Below are 12947 nucleotides of genomic sequence, written 5' to 3'. Positions count from 1 at the left end.
GGCGGCCCCGGGGGGACCGCCCGCATCCGGTCGCTCGGGGGTGGCTCAGATCGCGACCTTGCGGCTTTCGTCCAGGTAGATCTCGCGCAGGCGGGGGGCGACCTTGCCCGGGGTGCCGTCGCCCAGTTGGGCGCCGTCGATCCCGACCACCGGCATGACGAATTGCGAGGCCGAGGTGATGAAGGCCTCGTCGGCCTGTTTCGCCTCGTCGATGGTAAAGCTGCGCTCCTCGACCTCCATCTGCGCCTCGCGGGCAAAGCGCAGCACGGCGGCGCGGGTGATACCATGCAGGATGTCGTTCGACAGCGCGCGGGTGATGATCCGGTTGCCCTTGACGATATAGGCGTTATTCGAGGTGCCCTCGGTGACGAAGCCGTCCTCGACCAGCCAGGCGTCGTCGGCGCCGGCCTTTTTCGCCATCATCTTGCCCATCGAGGGATAGAGCAGCTGGGTAGTCTTGATGTCGCGGCGGCCCCAGCGGATGTCGTCGATCGAGATCACCTTGATGCCGGTCCGGGCCGCCGGGCTGTCGGCGAGGCCGGGCTTGGACTGGGTGAAGAGCACCAGGGTGGGTTTGACCTGCTCAGGGTCGGGGAAGGCGAAATCGCGGTCACCGGCCGAGCCGCGGGTGACCTGCAGATAGACCAGGCCGTCGGTGATGTCGTTGCGCGCGACCAGTTCGCGGTGGATCTCCAGCAGATCGTCGAAGGCCGCGGGCTTTTGCATGTCGAGCTCGGCCAGCGAGCGTTCGAGCCGGGCGAGGTGGCCGTCGAAGTCGATCAGCTTGCCGCCCAGCACGCTGGTCACCTCGTAGACGCCATCGGCCATCAGGAAGGCGCGGTCGAAGATCGAGATCTTGGCCTCGTCCTCGGGCAGGTAGTCTCCGTTCACGTATACGGTGCGGGTCATGTGATCATCCTTCTTGTTTCCTCGGGCGCCGCCCGAATGTCGTGCCGCGACCGTCAGCCCCAGAGGGCGGCCACGGGGGGGTGCACGCCCTTGTCGTCGAAAATCAGCGGTTCTGTGCGGTCTTCGGCCAGAAGCAGCGGGCCGTCAAGATCCACCACGCGCGCGCCCTGCGCCACCAGCGTCGCCGGCGCCATGGCCAGCGAGGAGCCGACCATGCAGCCGACCATGACGTCATAGCCCTCGGCCAGCGCCGCGTCGCGCAGTTTCAGCGCCTCGGTCAGCCCGCCGGTCTTGTCGAGCTTGATGTTGACCACGTCGTACTTGCCCTTGAGGCCCGGCAGGCTGGCGCGGTCGTGGCAGCTCTCGTCGGCGCAGACGGGAATGGGGCGGTCGATGCCGATCAGCGCGTCATCCTCGCCCGCCGGAAGCGGCTGTTCGACCAGCTCGACACCGAGGCGCAGCAGGTGCGGGGTGAGGTCTGCGTAAACCGGCGCCGACCAGCCCTCGTTCGCGTCGATGATGATGCGGGCCTCGGGCGCGCCCTGGCGCACCGCCTCGAGCCGGGGCATGTCGTCGGGCGTGCCGAGCTTGATCTTCAAGAGCGGGCGATGGGCGTTCTTCCGCGCCTGAGCCAGCATCGCCTCGGGGGTGTCGAGCGACAGGGTATAGGCGGTGATTTCCGGGCCCGGTTCGGGCAGACCGGCCAGATCCCAGACGCGCTTGCCAGCTTTCTTGGCCTCGAGATCCCACAGCGCGCAATCGACGGCGTTGCGGGCGGCCCCGGCGGACAGCAGGTCCTGCAGGGCGGCGCGGGTCACATCGGCGGGCAGGCTGCGAATCTCGGCCTCGACCGAATCGAGCGTCTCGTCGTAGCGGGCGTAGGGCACGCATTCGCCGCGCCCGGTGATGCCGTCGCGGGTGACATGGGCGGTCAGCACCCGCGCCTCGGTCCGCGAACCGCGGCTTATGGTGAAGACCTGGGCGAGCTTGAAGACGTCGCGGGTGACCTCGATGGACATGGTGTTCTCCCTTGGGGCACGGTGACGCATGGCCTGCCGTGCCCCTTTTTCCTTTGCGGTGACGGGCCGGGTTTCTCCGGCTTACAGCGCCGCCAGCGCCTCGGCCAGTTTCCCGGCGCCGAAGCGGTAGGGGTCGGTGGCGGGCAGGCCCATTTCGGCTTCCAGATCGGTCAGATAGGCCGTCGCCTCATCCCGCGACATGTGCTGGGTGTTGACCGCGATGCCGACCACCTGGCAGGCCGGGTTGGCGACCTGCGCCAGCGGCAGGGCCGTATCGCGCAGCACCTCGAGCGTGGGCAGGGTGTAGCCAGGCAGGCCGCGCATGTGGGCGCGGGTCGGTTCATGGCACAGGATCAGCGCGTCGGGCTGGCCGCCGTGGATCAGCGCCATGGTCACGCCGGAAAAGGAGACGTGGAACAGGCTGCCCTGCCCCTCGATGATGTCCCAGTGATCGGCGTCGTTGTCGGGCGTCAGCCATTCGATGGAACCGGCCATGAAATCGGCCACCACCGCATCGAGGGGCACGCCGTCGCCGGTGATCAGGATGCCGGTCTGGCCGGTGGCGCGGAAGGTGGATTTCATGCCGCGCTCGCGCATCGCGGTATCCAGCGCCAGCGCGGTGTACATCTTGCCGACCGAGCAGTCGGTGCCGACGGCGAGCACGCGCTTGCCGCTGCGCTTGACGCCATTGGCGATCGGATATTCGACCTCGGGCACGCGCACGTCGTGCAGGGCGCGGCCGGTGGCCTCGGCCACCGCCACGAGATCGGCTTCGTCGCGCAGCAGGTTGTGCAGCCCGGAGGCGAGGTCGAAGCCCTCTTCCAGTGCCGCGATCAGCACCTTTTTCCAGGCCCGGCTGATCACCCCGCCGCGGTTGGCGACGCCGATCACCAGCGTCTTGGCGCCGGCGGCCTTGGCAGCGGCGAGATCCATGTCGGGCAGGCCGAGATCGGCCTTGCAGCCCTCCATGCGGAACTGGCCGACGGCGTTCTCGGGGCGCCAGTCTTTGATCCCCTGGGCGACCTTGGCGGCCAGTTGATCGGGCGCGTCGCCCAGGAACAGCAGATACGGTGTCTCGATCATCGCGCATGTCTCCTTTGATTCCCGCGAAAACTATCGGAAGGCGGGGCGGAATGTATCGCGTTTTCCACGCCCATTTGCCCGGTTCCGAGAAGATTCTTCGCAAGGGCGCGGGAAGCGCCGAAGAATTGCGCAGCGTTCCGGTCCGGCGGCGGTGGATCGCGCCGGGCCGGGGCGGCAATGCTGCGACTGCACAATTCCCTTGCAGGTGGCGGCGCAATTTAATACGCCCTGAGACTGAAAATCCGCAATATCCTTACCCGGAGAGTAGTGACATGAGCTTCCGCATCCAGCCCGCCGCCCCCGCGCGCCCCAACCGTTGCCAGTTGTTCGGCCCCGGCTCGCGCCCGGCGATCTTCGAGAAGATGGCGACGAGCGCCGCCGACGTGATCAACCTCGACCTGGAGGATTCGGTTGCGCCGACCGACAAGGATGCCGCGCGCGCCAATATCATCGAGGCGATCTCGGACATCGACTGGGGCACCAAGACGCTGAGCGTGCGGATCAACGGGCTGGACACGCCCTATTGGTACCGCGACGTGGTCGACCTGCTGGAGCAGGCGGGCGAGCGGCTTGACCAGATCATGATCCCCAAGGTGGGCTGTGCCGCCGACATCTATGCGGTGGATGCGCTGGCCACTGCGGTGGAAACCGCCAAGGGCCGAACCAAGAAGATCAACTTCGAGGTCATCATCGAGAGCGCGGCCGGCATCGCCCATGTGGAAGAGATCGCCGCCGCCAGCCCCCGTCTGGTGGCGATGAGCCTTGGCGCGGCGGATTTCGCCGCCTCGATGGGGATGCAGACCACCGGCATCGGCGGCACGCAGGAAAACTATTACATGCTGCACGCGGGGCAGAAGCACTGGTCGGACCCGTGGCACTGGGCGCAGACCGCCATCGTCGCCGCCTGCCGCACCCACGGGGTGCTGCCGGTGGACGGCCCCTATGGCGATTTCAGCGACGACGAGGGGTTCCGCGCGCAGGCGCTGCGCTCGGCCACGCTGGGCATGGTCGGCAAATGGGCGATCCACCCCAAGCAGGTGGCACTGGCCAACGAGGTGTTCACGCCGTCCGAGGCGGCGGTGGCCGAGGCGCGCGAGATCCTCGCCGCGATGGAAGAGGCCAAGGCGCGCGGCGAGGGCGCGACCGTCTACAAGGGCCGGCTGGTGGATATCGCCAGCATCAAGCAGGCCGAGGTGATCGTGCGCCAGTCCGAGATGATCGCGGGACGCTGAGGACGCCGCGATCGGAACACAATTTCAGGGGCGCCTCGGGCGCCCCTTTTCAGTGAGGATACCATGACCGAGCTGACACTCCTGCATACAGCCGATGTGCATCGTGCCACATTCGACGCGCTGGCGGCGCGCATCGCGCTGGGGGCGCGGTTGTCCCATGTGGTGCGGCCCGACTGGCTGGCGCGGGCGCAGGATGGGATCGGTGCCGATCTGGCGGATGAGATCGCGAAAACGATCGCCGATGTCCCCGGTCAGGTGCTGTGCAGCTGCACCACGCTGGGGCCGGTGGCGGGGGCAGCGGGCGCCGTTCGCATCGACGCGCCGATGATGGCGCAGGCGGCGCGGATCGGCGGGCCGGTGCTGCTGGTCTATTGCCTGCAGAGCACCCGGGCGGCCTCGCGTGCTCTGCTGGCGGCAGCGCAGGAGGCGGCGGGCCAGCGCCAGGAGATCCGGATGCTGGACCTCACCGACCTCTGGCCGCTGTTCGAGGCGGACGATACCGACGGCTTTGCCCGCGCCATTGCCGGGCGGGTGGCGGCGGCGCTGCGCGAGGCGCCCGACACCGGCTGCGCGGTGCTGGCGCAGGCCTCGATGGCCGGGGCGGCGGCGCATGTCGCGGCGGACGTGCCGGTGCTGACCTCGCCGGAGACGGCGCTGCGGGCGGCGCTGGGTCTGACCGGAGGCTAGTGGCCGAATATGTCGTTGGGCACCCATTTCAGCGGCTTGCCCTTCTTGGCCCGGCGCATCATCAGGCAGGAGGTGTTGAGCCGGTTGAAATAGGTCGCCTCGAAGTCGTACCAGCCGGCCTGCGGCACCTCGACCTCGGTCACATAGGTGCTGTCGCAGGCCTGTCGCCCGTCGAAGAACCCCACGCGCTGGCCGCCGATCTGGGCGTCGAGCCCGTCGTTGGTGTAGAAATCCACCTCGTAGACCCCCGGGGCGTCGAAGCGGATAAAACCCCGGATCGATGCCGCGACGTTCTCGTCCCGCTTGGAGGTAAGGGTTGGCTGGCCGGGGTTGGTATCGCGGTAATCCAGCCCGCGCAGGGCCGGGCCGGGCTGGGCCCCGCCGCGCAGGGCGCGGCCGGCATCGGTGAGGGTGCGGATGTCCTGCTCGGAATAGGCGTAGCTGACCGAGAGGCCGCCGCGCAGCCCCCCGGGCTGCGGGTTGGCCGGGCTGAGTTTCAGCGGCCCGGCAAAGCTGGCCGTCGCCGAAACGGCAGCGAGAGCGAGGGCGGCCACGGTGGCCTGAATGACTGTTTTCATAAGGCGTCCTTGGAAAAATGCGCCCCGAGGTGAGGAGCAGGGAAAGGTTAGGCGGCGCAGGCCGCGCGGGCAAGCCCGTTGCGCCTCAGCGCCACTTGGTATGGTAGGTCAGCGCCCGGCGGATCAGCAGGCGCAGAGCCGGGTCGGCAAGGCGGGCGGGATCGTCGAACAGGATGGCGCGTTTGCCTTCCACTGGCCAATCCGGCCCGGCGAGGGCGCAAAACTCCTCCATCAGGCTGCTCTGGCAATGCACGAAAAGAGCGAAGCCGCCGGATTTCGGCACCCCCAGTCGCAGGGTGCTGCCCGAGCCGGTTTCCGGCGTGAGATAGGCGGGCTGACCCCAGCGCAGCTCCTCGGTCACGCGCCCGACCTCGGGGGTGTCGGCGGCCACCGACAGGATCAGCGCGCGCAGCGCCCGCAGGCCCGGTTGCAAACCGGGCGGGAAGGCGTCGAAGACGGCGGCGACCGTATCGCTCATTTCCATATCCGTTCCTCCTGTCACAGTGGGCGCACCGGCTCGCGCAGGATGGTCTTCAGCCGTTCCGGCGTGGTGCGACGCGGATCGCCGAGGTAAACCTCGTGATGCGGCCCGTTGAAGGTGACGCCCAGGCCCGGCATCAGCCGGTCATGCAGATCGGCAAGCACCGGCGCCTCGTCGACATAGGGGCCAAGATGCAGGCGCTGCAGGCAATCGCCCTCGGTCAGGCCGGCCAGCCGCACGGCCTGTACGGTGGCGGCGTCGGTGGCGGCCTCTTTCCTGCGGGCAAGCTTTTTCAGCGCGCCGTCGCGGGCGGCGGCGAAGACCCCTGCATCGGTACTGTCGGGCAGCCGCAGCAGCACGGTCCAGCGCCAGGCGGCACGGTCGCCGGTGACGAAGGCCGCCGGATCGTCGGCCCACCACAGCGCCTCAAGCGGCGGCACAATGAAATCGGCGCCCGCCGTCCTGCGGATCGCCTTGACCCCATAGGCCACCGGGTAGAGCGCGGAGAGCGCGCGGGCGTAGTCCGGCCCGCCGGGATCACCCAGCCCGTCGATCGCGGCGAAGGTCCGGCCGGGGATGTCGATCCGCTGCCACTGGCCTGAAGGGGCGGAATAGAAGGGTTTCTCGGTGCGTTTGAAATCGAGCTTTGTCATGGTTTCAACCGCAGGCAGATATCGGTCACCAGATCCTCGGGCGTGGCCTCGGGCGGGGTTTTGACATAGATCTCATGCACCGGCTGATCGGCCGGCTCGCGCCCGGATTGCGGCAGCCAGACGCCGAAGAAATAGCCGTAGGCGGCGTGCAGCCCGGAAAAGGGCCCGTGATGGCGCAGCCGCGCCACCGGCCCGCCGGGGATCTCGACCGGCTCCAGATCGTCGGGAAGCGCCGCCTGGTCGCGCAATGCCAACCCGGCAAACGACCGCAGGTCCCGCGCCGACACAACCGCCGGGTCGTCGAGGAAGACCCCGACCCGGTCGGTGACCTGCGGCCAGAGCCCACGCGCGGTGGCGATCGCGCTGAGCTTTTCGAAGGTGGCGCCCAATGTGGGATAGGGCCCTCGATGCGCCAGCGCCGCCAGGAGGCGGCCCGGCGCGGTTTCGATCACGACATCATAGGTTTGCAAGGGGGTCTCCCGTTTCAGAAGTTGTGGCGCATAAGGTGCGCCGATCTCGCGAAACCGGACGGGCGGCAGGCCAAAGCCGGCACGGAAGGCGCGGCCGAAGCTCTGCACCGAGGGGTAACCGACGCGGCGAGCGATCTCTGCCGCCGGCAGATCGGTTCCGGTCAGCCATTCCGCCGCCCGGTAAAGCCGGATCCGCCGTACCGCCTGGGCGCAGGTCTCGCCGGTCATGGCGTGGAACACCCGGTGCCAGTGAAACCGGCTCATCGCCGCGACGTCGGCCAGCGCGTCGAGCGACAGGTCGCCCGCAGGGTTGGCGTGGATATAATCCAGCACCCGCAGCATCCTGTTTTCATAGCCGTCCGGCATCTCCGGCCCTACCCTGTTTCGCGCCACCGTCCTGGCATACGTGCCGTGAACAAATCTTGCTCAGTTGCATCTGAGGCTCCGCGACGTCATATAGCCCCCGTAATACCCGATACGGTTCCGCAGCGAGAGGCCCGATGACCCAGTACCTGGATTTCGAGAAACCCCTGGCCGAGATCGAAGGCAAGGCCGAGGAGCTTCGCGCGCTTGGCCGGGCCAACGAGGAGATGGACGTCGCCGACGAGGCCGCCGCACTGGATGCCAAGGCCGAGGCCCTGCTGCGCGATCTCTACAAGAACCTCTCGGCCTGGCGCAAATGCCAGGTCGCGCGCCATCCCGAACGGCCGCATTGCCGCGATTACGTCGAGGCGCTGTTCACCGAGTTCACGCCGCTGGCCGGGGATCGCAATTTCGCCGACGATCACGCGGTGATGGGCGGGCTGGCGCGGCTGGACGACCGCCCGGTCATGGTGATCGGCCAGGAAAAGGGCAATGACACCAAGTCGCGCATCCTGCACAATTTCGGCATGGCTCGCCCCGAGGGCTATCGCAAGGCGGTCCGCCTGATGGAGATGGCCGACAGGTTCCGCCTGCCGGTGGTGACGCTGGTCGACACCCCCGGCGCCTATCCCGGCAAGGGCGCAGAGGAGCGCGGCCAGTCCGAGGCGATCGCGCGCTCGACCGAGAAATGCCTGCAGATCGGCGTGCCGCTGATCTCGGTCATCGTCGGCGAGGGCGGTTCGGGCGGCGCGGTGGCGCTGGCCACCGCCGACCGGTTGGCGATGCTGGAACATTAGGTCTATTAGGTGATCACGCCGGAGGGCTGCGCCTCGATCCTGTGGAAGGATGCCGAGAAGATGCGCGAGGCCGCCGAGGCGATGCGGCTGACCGCGCAGGAGTTGAAGAAACTGGGCGTGGTCGACCGGCTGATCGCCGAGCCGCTGGGCGGGGCGCATCGCCACCGCGAGGCCAGCATCGAGGCGGTCGGCAAGGCGCTGCGCGCGATGCTGGGCGAGATGGACGGCAAATCCCCGGCCGCGCTGATCAAGTCCCGGCGCGAGAAATTCCTGAACATCGGGTCCAAGGGGCTGGCGGCGTAAGCCCCGCCTCGCCCCAGGCCCCCTCGCTGACGCGAGAGCTTCGCCTGCCCCTTCCCTTTCACCCTCTGAGCCGCGCCAGCAGCGCCCTGGACGGCTGCCCGGTTGCGGGCAGACCCCTGGCGCGCTGATAGGCGGTGATCGCCGCGCGGGTGTTGTCGCCGATCACCCCGTCGGTGCCTTGCGTGTCGAACCCGGCGCGGGTGAGACTGGCCTGCAAATGCTTGCGATCTTCCAGCGTCAACCCGGTGGCGTCCGGCCCGAATCGCCCGAAAAGCGGCGGGCCGCCGGCGATGCGGTCGGAGAGATGGCCGACACCGATCCCGTATTTCTCGGCGTTGTTGTAGCGCAGGATCACCCCGAAGTTGCGGAACACCAGGAAGGCCGGCGCGCCGGAGCCGGCCGGGGCCAGCACCGAGGCGGGCCCGTGGTCAGGCAGGGCGCCGCCGGCCGCCGGGCGAACCCCCAGCGCCGCCCACTGGCCCACACTGCGGCTGGTGCCGCGCCCGGTCAGCCCCATGTCGAAACCCTGTGGCAAGGCGACCTCGAGCCCCCAGGGCTGGCCGCGCCGCCAGCCCGAGCGCGACAGGTAGGCGGCGGCGGAGGCCAGCGCGTCGGCGGGATCGTCGGACCAGATGTCGCGCCGCCCGTCGCCGGTGAAATCCACCGCATAGGCGAGGTAGGAGGTGGGGATGAACTGGGTATGGCCCATGGCGCCGGCCCAGCTTCCGGTCATGCGCTCGGGCGGGATGTCGCCGTTCTGCACGATCTTGAGCGCGGCGATCAACTGGCTTTCGAAGAACGCGCCACGGCGCCCGTCATAGGCCAGCGTCGACAGCGCCGAGATCACCGGCACGTCGCCGCGCCGCGCGCCATAGCGGCTTTCCAGCCCCCAGATGGCCAGCACAACGCGGGCCTCGACCCCGTATTGCGCCTCGATCCGCGCCAGGAGCGCGCGGTGCCGGGTCAGCATGGAACGGCCCGTCGCGACCCGATCGTCGGAGGCGGCGATGGCGATGTAATCCTCAAGGCTGCGGGTGAACTCGGTCTGGTTGCGGTCGCGGTCGATCACGTCCGGCAGGTAGCCGGCGCCGCGAAAGGCGCGGGCCAGAACCTGCGGATCAATGCCCCGGGCCGCCGCGCGGGCGCGGAAGCCTTCGACCCAGGCATCGAAACCGGGGTTGGGCACCGCCCGCATCCGGGCCGGGGCGGGGGATTGCGGTGCGCCCCCGGTGCAGGCCGTCAGCAGCGTTGCCGCCAGTCCCGTTGCCGCCATGCGCCGTGTAATGATCATCTGCTGCCTGCCTCTGCGACCCGTTTTGACGCAGGCTAGCGCAAAACCCCGGCGGCCCCAACCGGCTGTCTAGCGCGTCAGCAGTTTCAGACCCTGGGTCACGTCCGAGCGCACCGCCAGGCGCAGGCCCGGTTCGTCGCCAGCCTTGAGCGCGGCGATGATCAGCCGGTGGTACTGCGGCGCCTCGGTCCGGTTCAGCCGGCCGTAGAGCGCCCGCATCGTCGGGCCGAGCTGGAGCCAGACGGTTTCGGCCATCGCCAGCATCGCCGGGGCCTGGGCGCGCAGGTAGAGGGTGCGGTGAAACTCCAGGTTGGTGCGGATGTAGCCGACCGCGTCGCGTTTCTGCACCCGTTCGGCGATCACGCTGTTGATGCTGTGCAACCGGTCGATCAGGGCGATATGGGCGCGCGGCAGGGCGCGGCTGGCCAGTTCGACTTCGAGCAGGGCGCGCAGGGCGGCCAGCTCCTCGAGCCGGTCCTGGGAAAGATCGGGGGTCGAGACCCGGCCCGAACTGGACAGTTGCAGCGCCCCCTCGGCCACCAGCCTGCGCACCGCCTCGCGCGCCGGGGTCATCGAGACATCGAACTCGCGCCCGATGCCGCGCAGGGTGAGCGCCTCGCCCGGGCCGATCTCGCCGTGCATGATCCGCGTGCGCAGGGTGCGATAGACCCGGTCATGGGCGGCGGGCGCGGCGTCGGGGGGGCGTTGCTGCATCATCATGGCGTCATGTGATCACAAAACGGCAGAGGGTCAAGCCGTCGCGCGCGGCCTATGGCAGAAAGCGGAACCGATGCAGCCCGGCGCCATGCTCGCGCAGCCAGCGGCGCGGCGCGTCATAGGGGCCGTGAATCCGCTCCACCCCCGCCCAGAAGGCGGCGGAATGGTTCATCTCGGCCAGGTGCGCGACCTCATGCGCGGCGACATAGCGCAGCACCTCGGGCGGGGCCATCACCAGCCGCCAGGAGAACATCAGCGCCGCGCGCGACGAGCACGACCCCCAGCGCGACCGGGTGTCGCGCAAGGTGATGCGGGCATAGTCCCGGCCCAGCGCGCGGGCATAGTCGTCGGCGGCGCCGGCCAGGCGGTCGCGCGCCAGTTCGCGCAGCCAGGACTGCAGGCGGCGGCCGGAATTGTCCTGCGGCACGGCGATCTCCTCCCCGGCCAGACGCACGCCGCGCCCCGGCCCGGCAGCGACGCGGCGCAGCACGCCCTCGACCGGCAGAAGCGTGCCGGGGCCCACCGCCACATCGGTCGGGCGCGCCGCCAGATGGGCGCGGATCCAGTCCTGTTTGCTCTGCGCGAAATCCAGAGCCTCGGCCTCGGGCACGCCGCGCGGCAGGGTCAGGGTGACCCGCCCGTCGAGCTGCGAGATGCGCAGGCTGATTCGCCGCGCGCGCGCCGAGCGGCGCAGGGTCAGCGGCACCGCGGGTTGCCCCGGCAGGAAATGATCGGGCATGACGCTCGGCTCCGGTCGCAAAGACTTTGACAGTCTCTAGCTCATATGGCACGTGCACGGAATCGTCGACACGACTCAGCAGATAATCGAAGGGATTTCGAATGCCCAAGGAAGAATGGGGTGTAAAGCGCGTTTGTCCGACCACCGGCAAGCGGTTCTACGACCTGAACAAGAACCCGATCGTCAGCCCCTACACGGGCGAGGTGGTTGAACTGGACGTCAGCAAGAGCCGGATGATCGCGGCTGACGCCGAGGATGCCGCCTCGGCCAAGGCCAAGGCCAAGGCGAAGGCCACCGATGACGAAGAGGTGGTGCTGGACGACGACGATTCGGTCGATGTCGATCTGGGCGACGATGTCCTGGAGGACGACGACGACGAGGACAACGTTTCGCTGGACGAAATCGCCGACGTCTCCTCGGACGACGACGACTGACCCTCGCACCGGCGGCGGGCGGGGGCGGATGGAGCCCGGCCCGGCGCAAGGGCGGAAATCCTGCCCGCGCGGCATCTTTTTTGCTTGATCATCCCAGCGCCGTTCCTTAAACGACGCGAACAACGCCGGTGACGGCGACGGGGCCTTAGCTCAGCTGGGAGAGCGCCTGCATGGCATGCAGGAGGTCAGCGGTTCGATCCCGCTAGGCTCCACCAAACCGCACATTTGTGTTGAAAAATCTGCTAACACCTTGAATGGAAAGGTGATTTTGGCGGTTCGATAACCTCCATCACGGCTGTACCGCAGAGGCTCTGCGAAGGCCAATTTCAGCACAGTTCGCTTGAAGGCGAATCTGCCTTTTTCGTAAAGAATCCAAGGGTTTCCCAGAAAAGTCAGGGCGTGTTCGATAAATTCGTCCAGGCGTCCTTTTGGCGGCACGATCTGCGCCGCTTGTTCGGCCAGCCTGATCTACTGACGCTCCAGCTTTTCGATCCGTGCTTCATACGCCTGTATGACGGACGGGCTCGTCGTTTCGACGATCCGATCCACAAGCGCATCGGTCTGGCCCTCAATGTCCTTGATCTGGGAATCAAGCATATTCCTAGCGCTGCGCGCCTCAGAAAGACGCATTCCCCCAACGTCGATGAACATCGCCCTGACCAACTCGAAGAGCTGCTGGGCGGGTTGCAGGGACCGAAGAATCGCTTCCGCCCCGTCTTCAATTTTTGCACGCAGGATCGATTTGCGCTTGGATACGCAATGAACCTGACACGGTTTGGAGTTGGAGTTCCCCCGATTTCGTGGACGATTATGGGCTTAGAGATTCCAGCCTTTCAGCGGCGGTCCTTTCGTAGTTGATCGGTGACTTATATCCCAAAGCCGAATGGCGGCGAGAGGGATTGTACCAACCTTCGATGAACTCGAAGCAGGCGACACGTGCCTCGACCTAGGTTTTGAACTTCCGGCGTTCGAGCAGCTCACATTCCAGCGTGGCGAAGAAACTTTCGCACATGCATTGCCCGGCAGGCGATTTGCAGCGCAAATCCGCCGAGAGGGGCGTTGTCATAACAATCACCCACCGATCCCATCGATGGCCGCACGCCCATTTCCTTGCAACGCAGGCCGAGCGCCACTGATGTGTATTGCGACCCTTGATCTGAATGGTGGATCACGCTGGAGGGCTTGCGTTGG

The 12947-nt window shown here is 67.8% G+C and carries 14 protein-coding genes, 1 tRNA gene and 2 pseudogenes; 6 read left to right on the top strand and 11 right to left on the bottom strand.

Going from position 1 to position 12947, the window contains the following annotated elements; translation table 11 throughout:
• Positions 1 to 45 precede the first annotated feature (45 nt).
• The 3 genes from P1U75_RS19400 to dgcN all read right to left on the bottom strand — a co-directional run bounded on the left by P1U75_RS19400 (position 46) and on the right by dgcN (position 3011).
• On the bottom strand, positions 46 to 909 hold the full coding sequence (locus P1U75_RS19400; RefSeq protein WP_300246279.1) for a D-amino-acid transaminase: 864 nt from the start codon (positions 907 to 909) through the stop codon (positions 46 to 48).
• 53 nt (positions 910 to 962) lie between these two features.
• Entirely contained in the window at positions 963 to 1928 is a 966-nt protein-coding gene (dgcA, locus tag P1U75_RS19395; RefSeq protein ID WP_300246277.1) for an N-acetyl-D-Glu racemase DgcA, read from the bottom strand.
• 81 nt (positions 1929 to 2009) lie between these two features.
• The gene (gene dgcN, locus P1U75_RS19390; protein ID WP_300246276.1) at positions 2010 to 3011 is read right to left on the bottom strand and encodes an N-acetyltransferase DgcN; all 1002 of its coding nucleotides are present in this window, start codon (positions 3009 to 3011) and stop codon (positions 2010 to 2012) included.
• Positions 3012 to 3283: 272 nt separating this feature from the next.
• On the opposite strand from dgcN, the gene P1U75_RS19385 reads away from it, so the two are divergent.
• Both P1U75_RS19385 and P1U75_RS19380 read left to right on the top strand, forming a co-directional pair.
• Positions 3284 to 4243 carry an L-malyl-CoA/beta-methylmalyl-CoA lyase gene (locus tag P1U75_RS19385; protein WP_300246273.1) on the top strand — a complete coding sequence of 320 codons (960 nt, stop codon included), beginning with the start codon at positions 3284 to 3286 and terminating at the stop codon, positions 4241 to 4243.
• Between the two features lie 63 nt (positions 4244 to 4306).
• Positions 4307 to 4930, top strand: coding sequence for a hypothetical protein (locus P1U75_RS19380; RefSeq protein ID WP_300246271.1), 624 nt, complete (start codon positions 4307 to 4309; stop codon positions 4928 to 4930).
• Here P1U75_RS19380 and P1U75_RS19375 read toward each other — a convergent pair.
• The 4 genes from P1U75_RS19375 to P1U75_RS19360 all read right to left on the bottom strand — a co-directional run bounded on the left by P1U75_RS19375 (position 4927) and on the right by P1U75_RS19360 (position 7478).
• Positions 4927 to 5508 (bottom strand): hypothetical protein, encoded by a 582-nt coding sequence (locus P1U75_RS19375; RefSeq protein WP_300246269.1) that lies wholly within the window; start codon positions 5506 to 5508, stop codon positions 4927 to 4929. The two genes, P1U75_RS19380 and P1U75_RS19375, sit on opposite strands and share 4 nt — an antisense overlap.
• Before the next feature lie 85 nt (positions 5509 to 5593).
• Positions 5594 to 5986 (bottom strand): DUF1801 domain-containing protein, encoded by a 393-nt coding sequence (locus tag P1U75_RS19370; protein WP_300246267.1) that lies wholly within the window; start codon positions 5984 to 5986, stop codon positions 5594 to 5596.
• Between the two features lie 20 nt (positions 5987 to 6006).
• On the bottom strand, positions 6007 to 6642 hold the full coding sequence (locus P1U75_RS19365; RefSeq protein WP_300246265.1) for a GyrI-like domain-containing protein: 636 nt from the start codon (positions 6640 to 6642) through the stop codon (positions 6007 to 6009).
• Positions 6639 to 7478 (bottom strand): GyrI-like domain-containing protein, encoded by an 840-nt coding sequence (locus tag P1U75_RS19360; protein WP_300246263.1) that lies wholly within the window; start codon positions 7476 to 7478, stop codon positions 6639 to 6641. The genes P1U75_RS19365 and P1U75_RS19360 overlap by 4 nt, the downstream gene beginning before the upstream one ends.
• Before the next feature lie 134 nt (positions 7479 to 7612).
• On the opposite strand from P1U75_RS19360, the pseudogene P1U75_RS19355 reads away from it, so the two are divergent.
• Positions 7613 to 8575: pseudogene (locus tag P1U75_RS19355) on the top strand (acetyl-CoA carboxylase carboxyltransferase subunit alpha).
• 58 nt (positions 8576 to 8633) lie between these two features.
• On the opposite strand, the gene P1U75_RS19350 reads toward P1U75_RS19355, so the two are convergent.
• From P1U75_RS19350 to P1U75_RS19340, 3 genes are all read right to left on the bottom strand, one after another.
• Positions 8634 to 9848, bottom strand: coding sequence for a lytic murein transglycosylase (locus P1U75_RS19350; RefSeq protein WP_300246341.1), 1215 nt, complete (start codon positions 9846 to 9848; stop codon positions 8634 to 8636).
• Positions 9849 to 9935: 87 nt separating this feature from the next.
• Positions 9936 to 10583, bottom strand: coding sequence for a GntR family transcriptional regulator (locus P1U75_RS19345; protein WP_300246261.1), 648 nt, complete (start codon positions 10581 to 10583; stop codon positions 9936 to 9938).
• A gap of 52 nt (positions 10584 to 10635) precedes the next feature.
• Entirely contained in the window at positions 10636 to 11322 is a 687-nt protein-coding gene (locus P1U75_RS19340; RefSeq protein WP_300246259.1) for a SprT family zinc-dependent metalloprotease, read from the bottom strand.
• A gap of 101 nt (positions 11323 to 11423) precedes the next feature.
• Between P1U75_RS19340 and P1U75_RS19335 the strand changes: the two genes are divergently transcribed.
• From P1U75_RS19335 to P1U75_RS19325, 3 genes are all read left to right on the top strand, one after another.
• Positions 11424 to 11756 (top strand): TIGR02300 family protein, encoded by a 333-nt coding sequence (locus tag P1U75_RS19335; RefSeq protein ID WP_300246257.1) that lies wholly within the window; start codon positions 11424 to 11426, stop codon positions 11754 to 11756.
• A 139-nt stretch (positions 11757 to 11895) separates the two neighbouring features.
• A tRNA-Ala gene (locus tag P1U75_RS19330) sits at positions 11896 to 11971 on the top strand.
• A gap of 184 nt (positions 11972 to 12155) precedes the next feature.
• A complete protein-coding gene (locus P1U75_RS19325) occupies positions 12156 to 12614 on the top strand; it encodes a hypothetical protein (protein WP_300246255.1) in 459 nt (152 codons plus the stop codon).
• Here P1U75_RS19325 and P1U75_RS19320 read toward each other — a convergent pair.
• Positions 12565 to 12946, bottom strand: a pseudogene (locus P1U75_RS19320) (integrase core domain-containing protein); the annotation flags it as partial. The gene P1U75_RS19325 and the pseudogene P1U75_RS19320 sit on opposite strands and share 50 nt — an antisense overlap.
• Position 12947 lies beyond the last annotated feature (1 nt).

The sequence above is a fragment of the Antarcticimicrobium sp. genome (assembly GCF_029212575.1).
GTDB lineage: Bacteria > Pseudomonadota > Alphaproteobacteria > Rhodobacterales > Rhodobacteraceae > Antarcticimicrobium.
The sequence above is the reverse complement of the archived record's forward strand: the minus strand, read 5'-3'. Positions and strand labels throughout refer to the sequence as shown.